The organism is Idiomarina ramblicola, assembly GCF_003987255.1.
In the GTDB taxonomy this organism is placed as follows: Bacteria; Pseudomonadota; Gammaproteobacteria; order Enterobacterales; family Alteromonadaceae; genus Idiomarina; species Idiomarina ramblicola.
This window is the reverse complement of record NZ_PIQC01000007.1, coordinates 18,276-39,711: the sequence shown is the minus strand read 5'-3', so window position 1 is coordinate 39,711 and position 21,436 is coordinate 18,276. Positions and strand designations below refer to the sequence as shown.

The 21,436-nt window shown below is 46.3% G+C and carries 17 protein-coding genes; 5 read left to right on the top strand and 12 right to left on the bottom strand.

The annotated features are described in order from the left end of the window. Positions 1-3: 3 nt before the first annotated feature. The 10 genes from CWI78_RS09820 to CWI78_RS09775 form a co-directional block, all read right to left on the bottom strand. The gene (locus CWI78_RS09820) at positions 4-1,665 is read right to left on the bottom strand and encodes a sensor histidine kinase (RefSeq protein ID WP_167468607.1); all 1,662 of its coding nucleotides are present in this window, start codon (positions 1,663-1,665) and stop codon (positions 4-6) included. Beyond that, a complete protein-coding gene (locus CWI78_RS09815; protein WP_126782631.1) occupies positions 1,655-2,899 on the bottom strand; it encodes a sensor histidine kinase in 1,245 nt (414 codons plus the stop codon). The genes CWI78_RS09820 and CWI78_RS09815 overlap by 11 nt, the downstream gene beginning before the upstream one ends. 12 nt (positions 2,900-2,911) lie before the next feature. Continuing rightward, entirely contained in the window at positions 2,912-3,712 is an 801-nt protein-coding gene (locus CWI78_RS09810; RefSeq protein ID WP_126782630.1) for an alpha/beta fold hydrolase, read from the bottom strand. Between the two features lie 83 nt (positions 3,713-3,795). Then, the gene (locus CWI78_RS09805; RefSeq protein ID WP_126782629.1) at positions 3,796-4,599 is read right to left on the bottom strand and encodes a sterol desaturase family protein; all 804 of its coding nucleotides are present in this window, start codon (positions 4,597-4,599) and stop codon (positions 3,796-3,798) included. Further along, positions 4,592-5,227 (bottom strand): CDP-alcohol phosphatidyltransferase family protein, encoded by a 636-nt coding sequence (locus tag CWI78_RS09800; protein WP_126782628.1) that lies wholly within the window; start codon positions 5,225-5,227, stop codon positions 4,592-4,594. The genes CWI78_RS09805 and CWI78_RS09800 overlap by 8 nt, the downstream gene beginning before the upstream one ends. Then, positions 5,220-5,888 carry an ATP-binding cassette domain-containing protein gene (locus CWI78_RS09795; RefSeq protein WP_126782627.1) on the bottom strand — a complete coding sequence of 223 codons (669 nt, stop codon included), beginning with the start codon at positions 5,886-5,888 and terminating at the stop codon, positions 5,220-5,222. Before CWI78_RS09795 ends, CWI78_RS09800 begins: the two co-directional genes overlap by 8 nt. Further along, the gene (locus CWI78_RS09790; RefSeq protein ID WP_126782626.1) at positions 5,872-7,491 is read right to left on the bottom strand and encodes an ABC transporter permease family protein; all 1,620 of its coding nucleotides are present in this window, start codon (positions 7,489-7,491) and stop codon (positions 5,872-5,874) included. The genes CWI78_RS09795 and CWI78_RS09790 overlap by 17 nt, the downstream gene beginning before the upstream one ends. Next, on the bottom strand, positions 7,470-8,549 hold the full coding sequence (locus CWI78_RS09785; protein WP_126782625.1) for an ABC transporter substrate-binding protein: 1,080 nt from the start codon (positions 8,547-8,549) through the stop codon (positions 7,470-7,472). Before CWI78_RS09785 ends, CWI78_RS09790 begins: the two co-directional genes overlap by 22 nt. 1 nt (position 8,550) lies before the next feature. After that, positions 8,551-10,704: an FAD-dependent oxidoreductase gene (locus CWI78_RS09780; protein ID WP_126782624.1), complete on the bottom strand. Its 2,154-nt coding sequence runs from the start codon at positions 10,702-10,704 to the stop codon at positions 8,551-8,553. A gap of 9 nt (positions 10,705-10,713) precedes the next feature. Further along, positions 10,714-13,023, bottom strand: coding sequence for a TonB-dependent receptor (locus CWI78_RS09775; protein ID WP_126782623.1), 2,310 nt, complete (start codon positions 13,021-13,023; stop codon positions 10,714-10,716). A gap of 206 nt (positions 13,024-13,229) precedes the next feature. Between CWI78_RS09775 and CWI78_RS09770 the strand changes: the two genes are divergently transcribed. The 4 genes from CWI78_RS09770 (at position 13,230) to CWI78_RS09755 (ending at position 16,032) form a co-directional block, all read left to right on the top strand. Continuing rightward, positions 13,230-14,153, top strand: coding sequence for an AraC family transcriptional regulator (locus tag CWI78_RS09770; RefSeq protein WP_126782622.1), 924 nt, complete (start codon positions 13,230-13,232; stop codon positions 14,151-14,153). A gap of 130 nt (positions 14,154-14,283) precedes the next feature. Further along, entirely contained in the window at positions 14,284-14,823 is a 540-nt protein-coding gene (locus tag CWI78_RS09765; protein WP_126782621.1) for a carboxymuconolactone decarboxylase family protein, read from the top strand. A gap of 9 nt (positions 14,824-14,832) precedes the next feature. Further along, a complete protein-coding gene (locus tag CWI78_RS09760; RefSeq protein WP_126782620.1) occupies positions 14,833-15,231 on the top strand; it encodes a hypothetical protein in 399 nt (132 codons plus the stop codon). Between the two features lie 12 nt (positions 15,232-15,243). Further along, entirely contained in the window at positions 15,244-16,032 is a 789-nt protein-coding gene (locus tag CWI78_RS09755) for a DUF547 domain-containing protein (RefSeq protein ID WP_126782619.1), read from the top strand. Between the two features lie 207 nt (positions 16,033-16,239). On the opposite strand, the gene CWI78_RS09750 is transcribed toward CWI78_RS09755, so the two are convergent. Together CWI78_RS09750 and CWI78_RS09745 are read right to left on the bottom strand one after the other, a co-directional pair. Then, positions 16,240-19,203, bottom strand: coding sequence for a TonB-dependent receptor plug domain-containing protein (locus CWI78_RS09750; protein ID WP_126782618.1), 2,964 nt, complete (start codon positions 19,201-19,203; stop codon positions 16,240-16,242). A gap of 394 nt (positions 19,204-19,597) precedes the next feature. Then, positions 19,598-20,434 carry a hypothetical protein gene (locus CWI78_RS09745; protein WP_126782617.1) on the bottom strand — a complete coding sequence of 279 codons (837 nt, stop codon included), beginning with the start codon at positions 20,432-20,434 and terminating at the stop codon, positions 19,598-19,600. Positions 20,435-20,694: 260 nt separating this feature from the next. On the opposite strand from CWI78_RS09745, the gene CWI78_RS09740 reads away from it, so the two are divergent. After that, positions 20,695-21,417: a DUF1499 domain-containing protein gene (locus CWI78_RS09740; RefSeq protein ID WP_126782616.1), complete on the top strand. Its 723-nt coding sequence runs from the start codon at positions 20,695-20,697 to the stop codon at positions 21,415-21,417. Positions 21,418-21,436: the final 19 nt, after the last annotated feature.

Here is a 21,436-nt window from a genome sequence, read left to right as displayed (position 1 = left end):
AAGTTACTTCGGTAAAACCAACTTAAAGGTTGAACCCTGGCCAATATGACTCGTTAAACTGACTTCGCCGTGATGTAAATCGACGATTTTCTTAATAATAGCTAATCCCATTCCGGTGCCGGATACTTCGCTGCGTGAATGCAGCCGCTTGAATGGGCGGAAAACGGCTTGATGATAAGTTGCTTCAATACCAATACCGTTGTCTGAACATGCAATCGTCACTCTATCGGCAGCCGTTGAACTGGAGTTTAACTCTATTTTCAACTTTCTGTCTTTCCGTGCGTACTTCATTGCGTTTGTCAGCAAGTTTTCAAACACTCTGGCAAGCAATTTAGCATCTGCTGTTAGTTCATGCCTAAGATTTATTTCAACCTGGGCCCCCATAGCAGAGAGTTTCGCTTGATGCTCGCCCAGCACTTGACTGGCAATTTTTTGCAAATCAACGGGTTCCAGCTGTAAGGAGTCCCGCCCTAATTTTGCCAGCTCGAGTACCTCTGCAATGAGTTGCTGCATACGACGTGAGGCTGAAACCATCCGCTCCAGATAATCTCTTTCCTGCTCTTTTAAGTGAGACTGCTTTAGTAACTCACCAAAGCTGACAATTTTCCTCAACGGTTCCTGTAAGTCATGCGAAGCAACGGTTGCAAAATTTTCTAATTCATCGTTAACCTGTTCCAGTTCATGATAGGTTTGCTTAATTGCCGTAATATCCTGAGCTATACCGAATACACCAACCACTTTGCCATCTTCTTGCATTGGAATATTACTGACACTTAAGTTGAGTCTTTCGCCAGAGTGCCGTTGTATGATGGTTTCATAATGCATTGGCTCGCCCTTTAAGGCTTTGTCAAAAAACAACGCGACACGAGGCAATTCATTTGAAACCAGCACATTCTCGTAATGCTGGCCTATCACTTTATCTTTTTTTCTTTCCAGAAAGGTTTCGCCCGACTTATTTAAGTCGGTAAAACGGCCGGATAAATCCAGCGAAAAAGCAGCATTGGGGTTATGATCGAACAAGGAACGATAGTGTTGCTCTGAACGGTGGAGCCCTTCTAACGCTTTATCACGCTGTGTTGTCAGCTCATGGAAGTCCAAAATAACATCTCGACTGATGTACAACAGGGTTAACATGACAAAGTGTCCGACCAGAATGATCCCGGGCACTGAATTCTGTAAAATGCTCATGCCGTGCAAAGGCTGATTTAAGGCGTATAGCCACCAAATACCAGCCAGGATATAGAGCAACAACATAATCCATAACCCGTTGCCGTCGTTCTTCTGACTGTTAGAAACGGTGAAAAAAGGCAGACAAATGAGTCCGGTTCCTGTTACTGCGGCTAAAACACCGGGGAAAATGTACAAATCGGTTTGAAAAGCAAAGTACAGTTGCCAACCACTTAAGAGAAAACACGCCAAAGCCACTAACCAGCAAAGTGCCTGCTGACGATTAATAAGAAGACGCAGACGACGATGATACAAGAGTACAGCGCCCAAAGCACCGACGCCAAATGAAAATAAAGCGTCCACTAACGACATACGGAAACTCACGCTGACCAAACCCACACTAATAACGAAGCAGCCGATACTCCCCCACAACAAGCACGCCAGAGTTAAAGAGCGCCAATAGCTGCGGGCAACCAGACGTAACCAACTATATTCCATTCTCATTCTCTAAGTTATTTACTGGTACGGGAAAGGTCAGATAAATTCGAGTTCCCTCGCCTAACTGGCTGGATATCGTCAAATTTCCGCCAAGGCTTATCATAATGCTGTAACTAATTGACAAACCGAGACCCGTTCCCTCTCCCTCTGCCTTTGTAGTATAAAAAGGTTCAAGTGATTTTTTTACGGTCTCTTTGCTCATGCCACAACCGTTGTCTTCAATAATCACTTCAACTTGTTCGTGATTGTATTTTGTGGTTATGCGAATAACGCCAAAACGCTCAATTGCATCTATAGCGTTTAGCAGGACATTCATCAGAACCTGATTGACCTTGGCGGGGTCACAATACACAAGCGGTAAATCCGGAAGATAGTTTCGGTTAACATCCACTTTACTCCGTAGCTCGCCACGCATGACTTGTAACGTCGTATCAATTTGCTTGTGAATGTCACACCAGTCCTGTAGCCCTGAACTGCGCGTAAACTGAGTAAGGGCTTTGGTTATCTGAGTAATGCGTTGCACGCCTTCACTGGTTTCATTGAGTAAAGACCGCAAATCTTGCTGTAAAAAAGACAAATTAGCAGACGCTCTTTGCTCATCGGTAATAACCGGGTTCTCATTCACTAATTCCAATAGTTGCTGGCTATACTGACTTAACGTGTTCAGATTTGAGCGTATATAGCCAATAGGGTTGTTAATCTCATGAGCAATACCGGCCGCTAACTGACCCAAAGCAGCCAGTTTCTCCGTTTGCAATAACTCCGAACTGACCGATTCCATTCGGCTTAGCAACTCGGATTTACGCTCCCTTTGCTCCAGCAGTTCTTTTTCTCTACGCTCCAATTCCCGGTTAAGTTCTTGCGTCTGATCACGCTCAAGAATCAGTTGCCTTTCTAAGGTTAAGTGTCGGTCGGCCTGAACTAAAATAAGAGAAAAACGGTTTCCATTACCGGCAACCGCATTTACTATAAACATGCAGGAGCCTCCGGCCGCTTTTAAGTAGAGCGTCACTTGTTCGCAGTCTTTGCCCCGCCTTAGATTAGGTTCAATTGCGGCTAGAAAGTAGAGCTTTGATGCCGGCGTTAATAATTCATCCAGCGCTTTGCCGACCATATCTTTCGGAGTGAGCTGAAGGCACAGGCAAAGTCGCTCAGTAACCTCTGTAACAATAAGCTGCTCAAGTTTGCATTCCAATGCCAAAACCGGCCACTGCCCCTTTCCATAGTCCGCCATTCCATCTACCGTCTAAACAAATTCATTAATGTGCTGCGCCACTAATTGCGGTGCGCTAAGTTGTGGGTAATGCCCACGAGCATCCATAACCACAAGCTTAGCTAAAGACAGCTTTTTCGCCATATACTCTGATACTTGCAGTGGTACAACAATATCCGCTTTAGCTTGTAAAATGAGTATCGGACATTTGAGGTTGGGTAAGGTATCCCGCACATCAGAATAGAACGTTGCTTTAGCAAAATTACGGGTTAACTGGGCATCACCGGCAATAAAGTAATTTTCTAAAGTATCAGCCAGTTTTGGGTTATCATTGTTCTCCATAACCTTAGGGCTCATATATTCAGCCCATTGAAAAAAGTTCTGCTCCATCAAAACCATAAGCTCATCAACATCGCTGCGACTAAAGCCACTCTCATAAGAGGGTAAATCATGAATGTAGCGCGGGGACGGATTTAACATGACAATTTTTGTGACTTTTTCGGCAAGCTCCGGGTAAGCGAGAGAGGCGATGCTTCCACTAACCGAGTGTGCAATCAAAGTAATATCAGTTAGACCAAGGGTTTGGACAATTTCAATAAGGTCTTGTGCGTAACCTTCAAGTGATTGATACCGTTTACTGAGGTAATTGCTGAAGTCAGACTCCCCACAGCCGACATAATCAAAGGTCACTATCTTGTAACCTTCCGGAAGTGCTTTAATAACCGGCTCCCAAATACGCTGCTCACAGCCGAAGCCATGAGCAAAGAGTAGTGTCTTACTCCCATCTCCGCGGATCCGAACGTTATTTCGAATCGCTATTTGTCGCCGATCCATAATCTTCACAATCTCTTAACATACAGTGTAAGCGTTGATAGCAAAGTTTATTGGGTAAGGCAAGGTAAGTCTGAAGCCGCAGGCTAGTTACGGAAAGGAATTTTTAACAGCCCCCAGAGTCTGGTCGTGATACTGGCATCTCGGTACTCTGTTAAACCAATGTCTATTTGGTCAGAACCCGATCGGGGTTTTGCGGTAAAACTGCCAAACAGATGATCCCACCAACTGACACTAAAGCCGTAGTTGCTGTTGGTCTCTTCCTTCTCCACACTGTGATGAATTCGGTGTAACTCCTGGGTAATCAGCACCTTACGGACAGCTCGCTCCAGAGGTTTCGGCAATGCGACATTGCCATGATTAAACAAGGAGCAGGCGTTGAGAATTACTTCGAACACAACAACCGCCAGTGCCGGTGCACCTAACGCGAGAATGGCTGCGGCTTTGATAAAAAAGCTGAGAACAATTTCTGCAGGATGAAAGCGTAAACCCGTGGTCACATCAAAATCGGGGTCGGCATGGTGCACCCGATGCATCCGCCATAAAACAGGAATGCGATGAAACAGTCGGTGTTGCCAATAAAGAACAATGTCCAGCACCACAAGGCTTGCCAGAAAAACTAACCCAAACGGCAGTTCATTGTCTGTTGCCCTGCTGAAATAATGAAACAGCCCCCACTCCTTTTCGCTCGCCCACACGGCAACTCCCGTTAGACCGATAGGTGCAATCATTCTCAGCAACACGGTATCAACCGCAACAATAGCCAGATTAGCAGGCCAACGTTGTTTACGACTGTACCGGGGCTTTCGTTTTGGAGAAAGAAACTCCCACAAAGCCATAACCAGTAAAACACCAATAAAGACGCTTAGACGCCATGTGACTTCAGACATTTGAGCGCCCCGATGTCACCGGCTGTTTCAGTGTTCGGTAACCGGCGATGATACGTGTTATCGCCGTAATCCAGCATGCCACAGCAAAGACATAAGCCAGAACAGCAAAGTGCTGCGGCCACAGACAAAACACCACAAACGCCAGAATGGTTTCAAAACCCTCAGTTAAACCACCCATATAATGCAGAGATTTATTAGGGTACGCCGGATTTTCAATGCCACGCTTGCCGGCCACACTAGCAAAAGCCAAAAAGGTCGCACCGGTTCCCATAAAAGTAACAAGCAAGACCCCGGCCGCTATTGCATTTTGCTCTGGCGCAGCCAGTAAAAAACCGAAGGCTACAGCGCTATAAAAAATAAAGTCGAGCACAATATCAAGGAAGCCACCAGCATCGGTTAATTGCGTGCGCCTCGCCACTGCTCCGTCCAGACCGTCTGCTAAACGATTCAGTAAAATAACGACCAATGCCGCCGTGTAGTATTCAAGTGCCAACAAAGGCACAGCCAGCAAACCGATAAGAAAACCCGCTACAGTAACCTGATCTGCACTAACCCCCAAACGAACCAAAAAGCGAGCCGGAATATCCACGACTTTGCGGGTTATCGGTAGCAGCTTAGGATCAAACATTCTCAGTTTCTCCTGTTACCTCAGAATCTTTCACTTCGAGTACCCGCCCAAAAGCATCCGCACGATCATGAGTCACTAACAAGGTCGGTACCTCTTTTCTTTGTAACTGTGCAAAAGTCCACTGCCTGACCTCTTCACGCAAACTGGCATCTAAGGATGAGAACGGCTCATCTAACAGCATCGCCCGTGGCTCTGCCAACAATGAGCACAACAAGGCCGTTCGGGCATATTGCCCGCCACTTAAACTCTCCGGATACGCTGTCCATTTATCTTCCAGGCCCAAGGCTTTTAGCATTTCCAGGGCTTTTTCTTTTTGTTGTTTACGGGTTAATGCTGATCTTGGCTTTTGTGCAAAATAACAGTTTTCCTCTATGGTTAAATGAGGGAACAAACCACCTTTTTGAAACAACATCCCTAATTGGCGCTTGGCAATTGAGTGCTCACTGATATCCTCACCGTTTAAGCCTAACTGCCCCTGAATACGAAAGTTCGGCAATGATTCACCTAAAAGCCACCGCAGGAAAGTTGATTTACCCGTCCCGCTTGGACCCATTAACGTCACAATTTCGGACTTCTTTATTGTCAACTCTTTCAGGCTGAGCAGTGGCTCTGCACCGCCACCGGTTAACCTTTCAATAGTCAGGTTACGAATATTCAGCATAGCTTTTTGTCCTGATCAGTCCGACCAAAATGAACACCACCAATGGCAGCAACGTCTGTAACAAGGCATAAAGGCTCCCCATACGCCAATCGCCACCACTGGCAACACTAACAGCTTCAGTGGTTAAAGTGGGTGTTAAGCCCTGCCCCAACCATTGCGTTGTCAGATACTGGGCGATACTGACTGAAAAAGCGACCGCAAAAGCCACGGCTATAGGTTGCTTTAACATTGGCAGCATAACTCTCCACCAGGCTCCCCGTGCAGAGTAGCCGAGGCTTTGAGCGCGAACTAACCATTGACCGTTGAAGCGGGTATACGCTCCGTGCAAAACCAAATACGCATAAGGCAGTGTATAAACTGTGTGGGACCAACAGACCCACCACAACAGCCAACCATCTGTGAGCTGCTCTCCAAGCGCCTGTTGCCAACCCAATACCAGAGGCACCTGCGGAACAAATAAAGCCATCAGCACAGGCCAGTAAAAAGACTGTCTCGCTTTTTGTCTCTGTCTTTGCAGTAAAACAATGGCAGCCACGGTACCGATAACAGCACTGAGTATAGCCAACCATAAACTATGAGTAGCAGGCTCAAATAAATAATGCGACTCTGTTTGCCAGCGCTCCAGGCTCAAAGACGCAGGCCAAAGAGACGGATAAAACCAATGCGATGACAGACTCTGCAAAATTAGAACAACAAGAACCCCTAATGAGAGGGCCGCCAGAATCAGCCAAGCATAACCTCCGGCTCTCGTCGAATTGAATCTTCCCGGCCTAATCACTTTTTTATTCAGTGCCAGCCGACGATAAAGTGCAGAATGGCCAGAGTTCATTAGCAATAACAGCAAAGCCATTGCCAGTAAAATCCAGGCACCGGTTATCGCTTTAACCTGACTCTCGACGGAGAACTGAAAAGTCCATTCATACACCCTCTGTGCCAGCAAACCCGGCGTGTTATTACCAACCAGAAGCGGAATGTCTACCACAGATAATGAGTAGATGATGACTGCCGCCATCGGAAGTGTCAGTCGCCGCAGTAATTCCGGCGTAACGATACGCCACCAGGCCTGACGGTTGCTATAACCATAACTTTGCGCTCGGATCAGCCAGGAGTTAACGGGTAACTGTTTTAACTGAGCCGATATCATCAGTAACAAAAACGGCAACTCTTTTACTATCAAAACCACCATCACGGTCACTAACGACTTTTCTGGTAAAGGCCAGCCTGCCGGAGGCGTCGGGAAAAGTCCGGTCATGGTCTCAACCAACCGAATCAGCCATCCGGAAGGGCTCATTAACAACATAAAGCCAACCGCAAAAGCTACATGCGGAATAGACAATAAAGGAGACAAAAGCTGCTGCAAACGCGGCTTCCGTAATAGCCCGGGAGCCATCCACAGTGCCAGATAGCAGGCTACCAGAGGCGCCACAATTGCCAGCAAAAAGCTCGACAGTATCGATTCGTAATCCAGTAATAGGTCACTAAAGACCGCTAAGCTAACCCCTGCTTTCGTATCAAATGATGTCAACAACAGAACAAGCACACCGCTGCCAACCGGCAGAAGAATCAGCAATAACCAGACTGTTATTGATAACGTGCGGACCATTCCTGCTCCAGGTAACTCTGCCAGCTGGCATGAAAATCATCGGTAGGCGCTAATAAAGCAGAGCTTTTATCACCTTTTTGCGTGCGTTTTAAAACGGACGGATCGCCCCAGCGGTTGGTATCGGCTTTTCTTTGCTGAGCTTTTTCAGACAGCAGGAATTCGATAACGGCTTTTGCGGCTTCGGCATTATTCGAGCTGACCGGAATGGCCAGATAATGGTTATTGGTTATGGCTTTATCTGACAATGTATGGCGCTGAACGCCCGCTGGCAAGCGCCCATGGTTTACCAGGGTTTTGTAATCATTGGGATTAAAACTGACGGCCATCAGTAGTTGCCCATTTGCCAGATAAGAAATTTGTTCACCGGCTGACGACGGGAAGCTTTCACCCTGCTGCCATAATAAGGGATGCAGTTTGTTCAGATAGTCCCATAATGGCTCAGTCAGCTTTTTTGCATTGGCTGTCTTCACGGGCTGCTGAAAAACTTCACTCTGTTGTGGATGCAATGACAACAACAGTGATTTTAAGAAGGTGGTGCCATGAAAGTCCGGCGGTTTAGGATAGCTGATACGGCCTTTATTTTCCCACGCAGCGTCCAGTAAAGCCTCGGCACTCACTGCTTTTTGGCTGAAAAGCCCAGGGCGGCTAATAAGATTAAACTGCCCGACACCCCAGGGCACTTCCAGTCCATCAACCGGTTCGCCAAAGTCACTCTGCCAGTTAAGTTCAGGGCTGATGTTATTTAGCGCTTTAATTTCATCGGCGATGGGACGTAAGGCTCCGGCTTTTTTCAACGCGTGAAAGTTCTCGCCGTTTACCCAGATAATGTCAGCATTGGAGCGTCCATCAATTAATTGCTTAACCACTTCAGATGCATCGGCCACTTTATTGTGGCGAAGTTGAATGCCTTCAGCTCTGAGTTCTTTCTGAGCCCAACGTAAGTAATTGTTTACTTCCGGCGAGCCACCCCAGGCATAAAAGTTCACCTCACTCGCTTTTAGCGGTAAGGCAAAACAAAGGGTCGCTAACAATAAACTGATGGCTGCTATAAAACGCATTTCAACTCCGGCGCCAGCGATGAAACTTCTCAACCCATGTTAGCAGCTTCTGCGGGGCGTTGGCGCGCTTCCACTCTCCGGCAACGTATTTATTGGCTTCTGCCAGTGTCGGATAGCTGTGTATCGTTCCCAGTATTTTATTCAGGCCAATGCCGTGTTTCATTGCCAGCACATATTCTGCCAGCAACTCTCCGGCTTGCGGTCCGACGATGTTCACACCCAGCAATTGATCTTTACCAGGTTTGGTCAGCACTTTCACCCGACCAAAAGCATTATCATCAGCAATAGCACGGTCCAAATCGCCAATGTCGTATTCAGTCACCTCGTACGCCGTACCGGCTTTCTCGGCCTGCTGCTCAGTTAGGCCCACATTGGCTACCTGAGGTGACGTATAAGTCACCCAGGGGATAACAGAATAGTCAGCACGGAATGTCTTAAAGGGGTCAAATAACGCGTTCACTGAAGCATACCAGGCCTGATGCGATGCCACATGGGTAAACTGGTAAGGCCCGGCAACATCACCACAGGCGTATATGTTTGGGAAGTTAGTCTGAAGCAGTTCATTGGTACTGACTGTTTTATTGGTCTGTACCCCCAGTTCCTCTAACCCAAAGCCGGAGATATTAGGTTGCCGACCCAGTGCAATAATCACTTTGTCGAACGGCAACTGAGTCTCCTGCCCCTCATGCTCAGCAATTAGAATCGATTCGCCATCGTGTTGCTCGAATCGTAGCGCCTTATGGTTCAATTTAATATCGATACCTTCAGCATTTAAACGCTCGCTCAGCAGTCTGGCTGTATCGTCGTCTTCCGGACCCATAAGCCGATCAGCCATTTCCACCTGAGTGACTTGAGAGCCTAAACGCTGAAACGCTTGTGACAATTCGCAGCCAATGGGCCCGCCCCCCAGTACCAATAAGCGTTTAGGCAGCTCTTCTAACTCCCATAGCGTATCCGACGTTAAATAATCAACTTTATCCAAGCCTTCAAATTTGGGTACTAACGGCTTAGCTCCAGTCGCAATAATAATACTGCGGGTGGTAATACGCTTTGTTTCTTTCTTACCGTCGACATCGCTGGTTACGTCGACTTCCCAGGGCGAGACAATGCGTGCTTCTCCTTGCTCGACATCCACACCCAGCTTGGTATAACGTTCAACCGAGTCGTGCGGTTCAATGTCCTTAATGACCGACTTCACTTGCTGCATCACTTGTTTAAAATCGACCGACACCTCGCCAACATTCACACCGACACGAGAGGCATTGCGTGCGTTGTGAGCGAGCTCCGCTACGTGCAACAAAGCCTTGGAGGGCACACACCCGGTATTAAGGCAGTCGCCGCCCATTTTATGCTTTTCTATTAACGTAACCTTTGCTTTTACCGCTGACGCTATGTAAGCACTGACTAACCCAGCTGAACCGGCACCAATAACCACCATGTTGTTGTCAAAAGAGCTGGGCTTTTTATAACCTTTAAATGCCTTACGACGTTTCAAAAAGGCCAGTACAGCTTTAGCAATTAGCGGGAATATGCCCAGTAAAACAAAGGCACCAATTAAGTCTGCAGAAACAACATCCCCCAGACTGGATATCTGGGCCAGTTGGGTTCCTGCATTAACGTACACAGCAGTACCCAGTAGCATGCCCACTTGACTGACCCAGTAAAAAGTCCACGCCTTGATTTTGGTCAGGCCCATAACCAGATTAATAACGAAGAACGGGAACAGCGGAACCAGACGCAGACTCAGTAAGTAAAACGCGCCGTCTCGCTCCATTCCGCGGTTGATAGCGGTTAGACGATCACCGAATCTTTCCTGCACCCAGTCATGCAAAATAAAGCGGGCGCTTAAAAAAGCCAGAAAGGCACCAAAAGACGCAGCAAAACTTGCCAGAAGTAAGCCCCAGCCGAGCCCGAATATAGCACCAGCCCCCAGCGTCAAAATAGTCGCGCCGGGCAGTGATAACGCCGTTGTCACCACATAAATAACAAAATAAATTGCAAAGACAGTAAAGGGGTAATCAACGAAAAGCTGATTAAGCTGCTGCTGCTTTTCTTTTAATACGTCCAGTGACAAATATTGCGTTAAGTCGAACGCAAATGCACTGACAAACAGCGTAATAATAACGAGTAATAGCAACAGCTTCTTGGCTGACATAAGGCTTCCTTAAAATCTGTAATTAACGCTTAAACGGGCATGTCTTGGCTGCGATGGAAACGCCAGGGTTGCACCAAAATAGCCGCCTTCAAATACCGGAGACCAGTTATCCTGATCGGTTGCATTAAACACATCAATACGTGCGCTTAACTGCGGGGTAAACCGATACCGCGCGTTCAGGTTTAAGGTATGCTGATCACGTATAAATACGGTCTGTAGATAATCCAACGGATAGTGCTTGGTATAGCTGAAATCGCCTCCAACTGACCACTTAGACGTAATTTGCCAGCCGGCAACAGCCGACGCCTGCACTTCCGGAATACCCTGCAATTGCTGATTAGAAGCCGGGAACAAAGTAAAGCTCGGAGAGCCTACCCCCGTACCATCTATAATATCGGGCCGAGAGTCGTCAAACACATCGGCAACCTGACCTGTTCCCTGTGAGGCAGCCGAATCGTCCCAGCGCGCATCAATATAGCTAGCCGCGAGAGTTAACCAGTAACCCGCTTCATGACTGTAATGCCACTGAGTTTCAAAACCCTCGGTGCGAATACCGCTATTAGAGCCATCGCGATTTCGCAGACTGCGTTTTTGGTCAAAAACCACGGCGTCGGCGTACCAGCGCGTATCACTCGGAGCGTATTTCACGCCCAGTTCATAAAGCGAATTCTCTGTCGCGAAGTTTTGCGCGTCAATGTCGCCGGAAGCATTAAGCACAGTGCCTCCGGCCATCGAGTTTGATGTCGAGTCACTTTCATAAGCTGTAGCATAAAACGTAAGCTCAGGCGTCCAGTTGTACTGAGTTGATAAACTAACTGCCGTCAACCAGTCAGTATAGGTATCATTAGCCGCTTCAACACCCTGCGGAGCGATAGGATCTTCAGCTTCTACATCATAGTAATCGGCTCTTACTCCACCGGTAATGCGCCACTTGTCTGTAATCTCCAACTCGTGTTGAGCGAAAACGCCCCATTGGTAACTGGTTGAATCGGTGGTGTCCGACAAATTGAAGTCACCGGCTCCATCACCGTCAAGATCGTACTGTCCACCCGGCGACACAAATAACCCGGGTCGTAGCTCAATTAAACGCGCTTGCTGCTCACTGGTTAAAGGGATTCGGCGGTTACTGAGCGGTCCGGTTAAGTCTATAGGGTTATCCGCCTCAGTCGTAAACTGGCTATAACCAAGCACATCGTTAACGCGTAAATTCACACCCACCACTGTTTTCTTATTAATGTGAAGTTCGGTACGGTTTTCGAAAGTATGCGCGTCATCAATAATCTCGACAAAACTATTCTGGTTAATGCCTTCGCGAGTCAGGTATTGGTAGTAGGTTCGGTTAACCAGAACCATATCGTCGTTCAGCCAATGCTGAAGTTTCGCATGCAGTAACGTTGTTTCAGCGGTATTCGTATCCTGAGGATCGGTCAGTGTGGTGCTGCGATCAATTTCCACCTCTCCGGTTGGACTGACAACCGCGCCGGCCCCCGGAACCCGGGAACCATTAGGCTGAACACCCTGCCCGGTAATGTATAAGTTATTGTCTATGAGATTCTGCGTTGGCCGGTTGATACCGGCATTATCCGTCCACTCGACATCGTAGTACTCGAGCGAGACATCCAACTGTGTGTCATCGTTCGGGGCAAATTTATAAGCCACCAGAATATCGTCACTGCGATGATGGTGGTAATCGTAAAAGCTGTCTTCCTCCACATACTCAGCGCTAATGCGCAGACCCTGTTCGTTGTCTTCTAACACCCAGTTGTGATCAAGCTGCAAGCGGTGCTGACTCCATTCGCCAAACTGTGCTTTTAATGTCGAGTCTGACTCCGTCACGCGGGCGGTCTTAGGCTGCAGATTCACAAAGCCTCCGACACGTTGCGAAGTACCCAGCATAACCGGCGGCGCGCCTTTAACCACAGCGATACTTTCAATGGCGTTAAATGACATAGGAATTCCCAGGCCATTATTGCCGGCCTGACGGCGCATACCGGCTTCATAGAGCTCACCCAGCTGACCACGGATTGTGGGTAATGATGGGTTACCAAAGCCAGCGGCGGCAAAACTGTTGGGTGCGAAACGCGCAATATCATGTAAGTCATTAATTGCGGCTTCTTCCATTAAGGAACCACTAATTGCGGTGGCAGCGCGCGGAATGTCCTGCAAGCTTTCGGCCAGACCGAATAAACCGTCGGTTTCTTCTTCCGACGGTAAGACCACGCTACCGTCATCGCGACCAATCACCTCAATTACTTCCATGGGCTTTTCTTGTGCAACCGCCGTTAAAGGTAACAACCCGAGCCACAACCATTTTTTCATTCTTGTTTTCCTTATTAACACAGTGTCTTTAGCAAACAGTACGAAAAGCTTTTTATTAGCCGCGCCAGTCGATTACGCCTTTAATTAACAATAAGATCGTTTTTTCTCTATTAAGTCACCAGAATCAATAGCAAAACCGCTAAATGTTTACTCCTGGCGGCCATTAAGCATAATAGTTAGTATCAACTAATTGAATTGATAACGGAATGACAAAAACAACAGAACACACAACTCAAACAACGAAAGCCCTAAACGAACTACTAGAGCAAGTCGCACAAGGTACCGAGCTTCACTTCGAATCTGGTCTTTGCGGAGACTGGACTTTGATGGCAAAAAGCCCTGAAAAAGTTGCGTTCCATATTGTGACCAAGGGCGTCTGCTGGTTTGGAGTTCCGGACTCTTCTATTGCACCAATAAAATTAAATACGTCCGACATTATCTTTGTTAACAAAGGCGTTTCGCATTTTTTAAGTGAAACCCAAATACCATCCGATGTTAATCAGTCTGACATCCCTAAATACTGTCAGCAACGTCATCAGCAAGCGGGTGTTGTTTGTTATGATGTCAATTCAGCGCCCGGCGCAAACGATACCTTATTTCAGTTACTTCCAAGCTGGCTGGTTCTGAAACAAGGAAACCAGTCTCAGCAACTCTCTCACATCATTGAACTCATTAGGGCAGAAACAACAGAACAGTCCCCAGGTTACCAAACCGTCATTAGTCGATTAAGTGATGTACTTGCGCTTCATTTACTAAGGCAGGTTATCGGTCAGGGTGAGAAGCTCAGCGGCCCTCTCGCCGCACTTAACGACAAACAGCTGCGCTCCGTTGTTATTGCCGTCATTGCAGATCCTGGGGCAGATTGGTCAGTAGAACACCTAGCCGAACAGGCTTATTTGTCCGTCAGTGCCTTTGCCGAACGATGCATAAAGAAAACCGGTCTAACACCCAAAAAGCTGATCGACCAACTTCGACTTCAAAGAGCGTGTAAGCTGCTCAATGAGTCACAGCTAGCGCTAGATTTAATTGCAGATCAACTCGGTTATCAATCAGCTACAGCCTTCAGCCGATTCTTCAAAAAGAATACAGGAGTTTCTCCTGCTAATTATCGTAGCAAAAATCATTCGTAGCCTACCGTGCATCACCACACAACAAAACACCTGTCCTTATTACCAAAACAGGGGAGTTGCCGTTACTCGCTTTTATTTTTGAGTTTTTATTCTATATTAAAAATCACAACTTTAACGGACAGGAGCCACTATGAGCGATTTTAAACTGCATGATAAAGAGTCAGCACCGGAGAGCAGTAAAAAGCTGCTAGACGCGTCGGAAAAAGCCTTCGGTATGGTACCGAACTTACACGCCGTTATGGCCGAAGCCCCTGGAATTCTTGAAGCTTACCAGCAAGAGCACGAGCTTTTTGTGAACAGTAGCTTCAATGAGAATGAGCTTACTGTGGTTTGGCAAACGATAAATATTTATCACAGCTGCCACTATTGTGTACCCGCACACACTGCCATTGCAAAACAGATGGGAGCCGATGATTCGATTACTGAGCAGTTAAAAAAGGGGGCTTCCCTTAGTGATAGTAAGTTACAGGCACTGAGACTATTTACTGAGGCTATGCTGGAAAAACGCGGCCAAGTGTCTGAAACCGACTTGAAAGACTTTTTTGATGCGGGCTATGGCAACCGTCAAGTGTTGGAAGTGATTTTAGGTATTAGTCAAAAAACCATGAGTAATTACACTAATGCCGTTGCTGACACACCCATCGACAAACCCTTTAAGAAGTTCGCTTAGGATAAAATAATGGAAAAATCACTTGAACAAAAACTCCCGTGGGCACTCCTGGTGCTGCGGGTCGGCATTTTTATCGTCATGTTTGTGTGGGCGTTGGATAAGTTTGTTAACCCCGGACACACTGCCGTCGTATTCGAAGGTTTTTATGGTATTAGCGGACTTTCTGCAACCATTGCCGCCGTTTTAGGCGCCACCCAAGTGCTACTATGCCTGGCATTTTTGTTAGGCCTATGGAAAACCATCACTTACGGTATCATTCTGGTATTGCATGGTGTATCGACATTATCGTCTTTCCCCCAGTATATAGATGCCTTTAGTAACTTATTGTTTTTTGCCGCCTGGCCTATGTTGGCTGCTTGTATCGCGTTATTTCTATTACGCGACTACGACACTAAGTTAAGTTTTTAAGGTGAAAAGACAATGCGATTAACACTGGCTATTTTTGGCTTATGCTTTCAGATGGCTGCGTTCGCGCAGTCATTTGATCATGCACACAACGCCTTCAACAAAGTTTTAGAAAAGTATGTTGTTGTCTATGACAATAACTTAAAGTCAGCCGTTGATTACAAACAGCTAAGTCAAGACAGACAGAGGCTTGATGGCTACTTAACATCGCTATCTCAGGTTGAGCAAGCCCAATATCAAAACTGGACTCAAAACCAACAGTTAAGCTTCTTAATCAACGCTTATAACGCCTTCACCTTACAATTAATTATCGACAATATCGCTCAGTTTGAATCTGGCAATGCCGAGTCCATACGAGATTTAGGCGGCCTTTTTACCAGCCCCTGGGAGCGAGCGTTTTTCACCTTGCTGGGCAAGAAGCGCACGCTAGACTGGGTTGAGCACGAAAAAATCCGCGTAGATTTTGATGAACCACGTATACACGCAGCACTTGTCTGTGCAGCCGTCAGTTGTCCTAAACTTCGGGCAGAGGCTTTTACTGCAGAAAAGCTCGACTCACAATTAGAAGATCAAATGCTGACCTTTTTAAGTGACCGCGATACAAATGGTGTAGATGAAAAAGGTCTTTATTTATCCAGGATTTTTGATTGGTATAGTGAGGATTTTGGCAATATCCGTGACTACATGCGTCATTATGACGATGCTTTAGCCAACACCGCTGAAGAGAAAGAACAACTCAATCAGGAAATTTCCATCCGCTACGTTAATTATAACTGGCAACTCAATAGTTTAAATTATCGCTGATAATTGCAACGGAGTAAGCTCCACCCGTTGATTTTTAAATAACCGCATCGACAATTAGCCTAATATGAGGCTGCATGACCCAGACACACATGCCTCCGAACTTACTCTTGCGATCCAAAATAAAAAGCCCTTCTAAAAATAGAAGGGCTTTACTTACTTAACTCCAATTTTCTACATCTCTATCGTTCCAGGGAAGAAATATATAAATTAGAAGTTAAATGATGCACGCAAGTACGCAAAACGACCAATGTTGTCGTAAATTGCAGAGCCTGCTCCAGTACCTGTAGTAGTACCTGGTAATCCTCGGTTGAAGAAGTTATCAACACCTAACGTCAAACCCAGACCATTATCGAAGGTATAGCCAGCAGTTACGTCAGTTACAGCATAGCTACCATATTCCATATAGTTACTTGGGTTCGGGTTATTCTCTAAAGAGGTTGGCGTATAAAGGTCAACTCCATCTAAGAAACGAGTCCGCGTGCCAAACGCCCAGTTATCAATCGAATAGTTGACGTTAAACTGGATTTGAAGCTCCTGGTCACCTATAACACCCGCGTAGTCGGTGAAGTTTTCAGGCTCGTCCGCGAAAGGAAAGTCTTTTGCTTCAATCAGTTTCGTACCAATTAAGTTCGTATTAAACTGACCACCCAACGCTTCGAAGTCATAGCTCATTTCGAAGTCAACACCAGAATTCAGTGAACGTGCAATGTTAAGTGCAAAACCGCGGATTAGAGTGATTTCGCCTGTCGCAGGGTCACGAGTTACCAGATCACAGAACTGGTTATTGACAGATTCAGCATCAACACAGCGATCCAGAACGGTCTGGAATCCAATGCTACTGATGGTGTCTTCAATATCAATTTCCCAGTAGTCAACTGTGGCACTGAAACCTTCAAACCAAGATGGCGAGTAGACAATACCGGCGGTAATAGATTCAGATGTCTCTTCCATCAAGTCAGGGTTGCCGCCAACTAAGGTTTCTAGTGTCGCCGAGTCATAAGCCGAGTCAAAACCAGCAGGCACACCTAACGCAGCACAATTCGCTTCACGTTGAGCACGACTGTCTGCAGTTTGGTCAGCCAGATTCGAGACTTTACAAGGATCGTCAACGTCAGCGAATGACTGGCTTTGGCCAGAGAACAGCTCATCAATGTTTGGTGCACGAATCGCTTCAGAATAAGTAAAGCGCGAGCGTAACTCATCGTTGATTGTCCAGTCTAAGCCCAGTTTCCATGCGGTCGCACCACCAATGGTCGAGTAGTCTGCATAACGTACCGCAGCATCCAGGTTCAATTGTTGAACCAGTGGCGCATTCGCCAGTAACGGAACCGTTACCTCACCAAAGATTTCTGACACATCATAAGAACCGTCGGTTTCACCTAGCGCGTTAAAGAAAGTCGCGCCTGTTTTTGCGAAATCGTCTTCTACGGTTACGCTTGACTCATCACGATACTCAACACCACCAGCGAAGCCGATGAAGCCTGCAGGTAATTCGTATAAGAATGAGTTGCTGAATGTGGCATTAAATACCACTTGCTCAATTTCAGACGTACCAATAGATGTGGTGGTTACGTAATCTTGAGCCGCATCGCTGGCCATACCCTGTCCAAACGGGTTGTAAGGTGCACAACCATCAGCCTGGGCTTCTTCGCTACGACAGACGATATTACCGTTACCATCATCAACCGCATCCAGTGCCCATTCCATATTCTGAAGAATAACGTTAGCACCATTAACACGTTCAATTTCAGATTTGCCCCAAACTAATGAAACATCATATGACCAGTCTTGGTTTAACATTCCCTCTAAACCAGTGACTGCACGAGTAGTTTCACGCGTGTTTTCTTCAATACGTCGGCCTGCATCGTTATACATCCGGCTCAAACCAAGGAACGGAACGCCAAGTTCGTCCATTTGATTTGCCAAGCCTTCAGGCAAAAATGCGTTATCACGCTTAAATGCGTAGGGGTAGTTGTCTGCTGCTGCCCCAAGTGCAAAGAAGCGGAAGAATGGCTGACCAATGTTCTGACCTTCACTCTTAACGTATTTAGCGTCGTAGTAGAAGTTCATGTCATTGTTGATTTCGTAATTACCTTTAACGTTGTAATTTACGCGTGAAAATTCCGGCTGAACCTCACTGAATTGACGCAAGTTAATGTAATCACAGTCCTGACAGTATAAAGCAGACGGATCAACAACATCTCCGGTGTAAACATCGCGATAACTGCCATCAGGGTTAAACGTACCAAGTACGCCGCCTGTGAACGGGTTCCATGTTGTACCTGCTGTTGAAATTGCGTAATAACCCGCGTTAGGAAGCGTTACTACGTCAGGATATGCCGGATCATCCATTTGATCGGCAGTACGCGGTTCATAAAGCGTATCCCAGGCAAAACCAGCATATGAAGTTGCAGTCCAGGGATTATCTAAAGCATTCAACGATTCCTGAGCATTGTACTCAGCTGAGAATGCAATGTTACCGCGACCGCCAGCAAAGTTAGTACCGTACGAGAACGTATACTTTTCGTTGCTGTAGTCACTGTTTTCAGCGTAACCGCGAGTCGCCGAAACATCTAACCCTTCAATGTTTTTCTTCAGGATGAAGTTAACAACACCCGTTACTGCGTCAGCACCATAAACGGCTGAAGCACCACCGGTGATAATCTCAACTCGTTCAATCCACGCACTAGGGATTGTGTTGGTATCTACCGCAGACGAACCTGGAGTTGACGCTACATGGCGTTTGCCATCCACTAACACCAAGGTACGGTCAGTTCCCATGTTACGAAGGTTTAGCGAGCTGATACCGGCAGTACCGATAAAGCGACCGGAGTTAGCCAAAGTAAAGGTGGTTGCCAATGCTGGTAAGCGACTCAGCACCTCACCAATGTTCATAGCGCCGGTTTCAACCAGGTCATCACCACTAATAACGGTAACCGGTGATGGCGCGCTTGCGCCGATACGCGCAATGCGTGAACCTGTTACCTGAATTTTTTCAACGTCCTGATTCTCAGCTTGACGTTGCTCTGATGCAGAGTTAACGACTTCTTCTTCAGAACCCGAAGTAACATCTGCCTGCTGAGCCATCGCTGGTACTGCTAAAAGTGCAGAGCCAACACCCGCCATCAAAATGTTTCTGATAGAGCGAGCCAATAATGACTGTTCGTTCATGTTCAGTCTCCCTGAATTTATCTTATTTTAGTTGTATAGCCTAAGGCGAAAAATGAAAGTCTCCGCTCAAACGGCAAGGCCTTTTAATAATAGCCTTACCTAGAAGTAGACTACATTATATTTACAATTACAACATTTTATTAACCTAAAAAATCGAAATTGTATAGTTCCCTTGGAAGGCACTCTGCAGGTTCTGCTACATTAAAATCACTAAGGTTAGAATTTTGTGATAGTACGATAAGGAGATTGAATAACGATGTGGTCAATAGGACGGATTAGTAAGTGAGTTTTTAATTAAACGAAAATGACGCTGTAGGAGGTTTCTTGCTCAGCCTCTACTCAAAGACTGAACAAGGCGTTTACTTTAAGAGACAAAAATAGCAAGCTACTGCATTCAGCACGAGGATTTGTGATAAGCAACGGTGCAACTCTCGCCCTCGCACGATATAGACGCTTCATCACTTGTAGTACAGTCAATACTGACCGAAAAACCGATTTGGGACATTAAGTTTTTGTAATGGTTAATATAGTCTTCATTCCCTGAAAATTGATGATCTCTATAGAACATTTTTGTTTCACCAACCAAACGATCTTCAGAATCCATGAGGCGGAGTATTTCAAACTTCAGATCCACCTCGTCGTAATCATATATAATCGCATCAGATAATACTAAAAGAGCATAACTACCATCTTCAAATGTTATGCGCTTTCCTTTTTTAACCTTTCCTACCAACAACTGAGAAACTTGTCCTGCGTATCGAGCCCGAGACAATAGAAACTGAATGTCTGCTCTGATCGTCGACTGCGTTGCTTTGCTAATCTCGAGACTTAACTGGCCCTGCGCTCTTAACCGTCCCGCTAAGTCAAGCACCGACTCCATACCTTTCAGGGAGTCAAAGTCACCGGCCTCTTGAGTTGTTTTAACTTTAGGAATTACTTTTAACACAGAGGTTAATGCCGATACCACTTGCTGGTCGGGGTTGTTAATTTCAATAACATCAACAGAAGGCTTTCCGTCTTCACGATCTTTTATTACCTGAAAGGCCTTCACACCATCCTCAGGCTTATTATAGATATAAACTTTTCCTTCATCAGCCTTATATGCTTCAAACGCAAAGTCTTCAGGTTCGCAATAGCAAGCCAATAACTGAATTTTTTCAGTTTCACCGTAAGCAAAGCTCGCCATAAATAGCAAACTTGAGAAAAATACTAGTTTAAACAATGATTTCATAAAACAGTCACTCCGTCGCTGAAAAATCAGTTATTAACAGGACACTAAACCATATGTTGCAAAAATGTCAAAAATGCAGAAGTATTGTAGTCAGATCGGATCATTATTAAAGCGAGACAAATTTCGAACGATTACAAGCCATGTATTTAGAGTTTGGACCCTATCGTTGTTCGTTATCGGTCCACGATCAATAAATTCTCATTGACCCAAAACCGGTATAGTGACGTAATATCAGGCAACATTATTCTGAGGATAACTTTATGAAAGCATTACACGGTCTGTTTATTATCCTGGGCTTTTTGTCTGTTTTGTTACTGGCGGTTGCAGGGCCTTTATACAAAAGCGGGACAGCGGAGCTTGGCACGGCGTTTTTATTGCTTCGCTGGGCTGCGTATATTGGTGCTGCGGCCTTCGTTCTGAATATTATTTGGTATTTAATTCGTCGACCGCAGGGCCTTGTTGCCGGCCTCAGTGGGTTAGCCATTATTGCCGGAGGCTTTGCTTTCTATATGCCTTTCAGTCAGTATCTGAAAGCACAGAATGTACCCGCAATCCACGACATTTCGACAGATACCCAGAACCCACCTGAGTTTATTGCTATTGCCCCGCTACGCGCTGATGCGTCCAACCCAGTAGAATACGCTGGCGAAGACACCGCTAAGCAGCAGCGTAAAGCTTACCCGGAGCTGACAACGTTCGAGTCTTTAGAGTCACCGGATGAGTTATTTTCAGCAGCTTTAGTCGCCGTGGATAAAATGGGCTGGGAGTTAGTCGAGAGTTCAGAAACGGAAGGCCGTATAGAAGCTACAGCAACGACCACTTGGTTTGGCTTTAAAGACGACGTGGTGATTCGTGTGCGTGGAACCGCAGATGGCAGCGCGCTGGATATTCGCAGTAAATCGCGAGTGGGTCGCAGCGATGTGGGTAAGAACGCTGAAAGGATCCGCGAATTTCTGTCACTACTGAAACCTGAATTGCGATAAACAATGAGCGGCCTGACGC

What these genes read in the sequence shown, in the direction of transcription:
- CWI78_RS09820 (WP_167468607.1), bottom strand. Translation starts at nt 1,665, where the DNA reads ATGGAATATAGTTGGTTACGTCTGGTTGCCCGCAGCTATTGGCGCTCT.
- CWI78_RS09815 (WP_126782631.1), bottom strand. Translation starts at nt 2,899, where the DNA reads ATGGCGGACTATGGAAAGGGGCAGTGGCCGGTTTTGGCATTGGAATGC.
- CWI78_RS09810 (WP_126782630.1), bottom strand. Translation starts at nt 3,712, where the DNA reads ATGGATCGGCGACAAATAGCGATTCGAAATAACGTTCGGATCCGCGGA.
- CWI78_RS09805 (WP_126782629.1), bottom strand. Translation starts at nt 4,599, where the DNA reads ATGTCTGAAGTCACATGGCGTCTAAGCGTCTTTATTGGTGTTTTACTG.
- CWI78_RS09800 (WP_126782628.1), bottom strand. Translation starts at nt 5,227, where the DNA reads ATGTTTGATCCTAAGCTGCTACCGATAACCCGCAAAGTCGTGGATATT.
- CWI78_RS09795 (WP_126782627.1), bottom strand. Translation starts at nt 5,888, where the DNA reads ATGCTGAATATTCGTAACCTGACTATTGAAAGGTTAACCGGTGGCGGT.
- CWI78_RS09790 (WP_126782626.1), bottom strand. Translation starts at nt 7,491, where the DNA reads ATGGTCCGCACGTTATCAATAACAGTCTGGTTATTGCTGATTCTTCTG.
- CWI78_RS09785 (WP_126782625.1), bottom strand. Translation starts at nt 8,549, where the DNA reads ATGCGTTTTATAGCAGCCATCAGTTTATTGTTAGCGACCCTTTGTTTT.
- CWI78_RS09780 (WP_126782624.1), bottom strand. Translation starts at nt 10,704, where the DNA reads ATGTCAGCCAAGAAGCTGTTGCTATTACTCGTTATTATTACGCTGTTT.
- CWI78_RS09775 (WP_126782623.1), bottom strand. Translation starts at nt 13,023, where the DNA reads ATGAAAAAATGGTTGTGGCTCGGGTTGTTACCTTTAACGGCGGTTGCA.
- CWI78_RS09770 (WP_126782622.1), top strand. Translation starts at nt 13,230, where the DNA reads ATGACAAAAACAACAGAACACACAACTCAAACAACGAAAGCCCTAAAC.
- CWI78_RS09765 (WP_126782621.1), top strand. Translation starts at nt 14,284, where the DNA reads ATGAGCGATTTTAAACTGCATGATAAAGAGTCAGCACCGGAGAGCAGT.
- CWI78_RS09760 (WP_126782620.1), top strand. Translation starts at nt 14,833, where the DNA reads ATGGAAAAATCACTTGAACAAAAACTCCCGTGGGCACTCCTGGTGCTG.
- CWI78_RS09755 (WP_126782619.1), top strand. Translation starts at nt 15,244, where the DNA reads ATGCGATTAACACTGGCTATTTTTGGCTTATGCTTTCAGATGGCTGCG.
- CWI78_RS09750 (WP_126782618.1), bottom strand. Translation starts at nt 19,203, where the DNA reads ATGAACGAACAGTCATTATTGGCTCGCTCTATCAGAAACATTTTGATG.
- CWI78_RS09745 (WP_126782617.1), bottom strand. Translation starts at nt 20,434, where the DNA reads ATGAAATCATTGTTTAAACTAGTATTTTTCTCAAGTTTGCTATTTATG.
- CWI78_RS09740 (WP_126782616.1), top strand. Translation starts at nt 20,695, where the DNA reads ATGAAAGCATTACACGGTCTGTTTATTATCCTGGGCTTTTTGTCTGTT.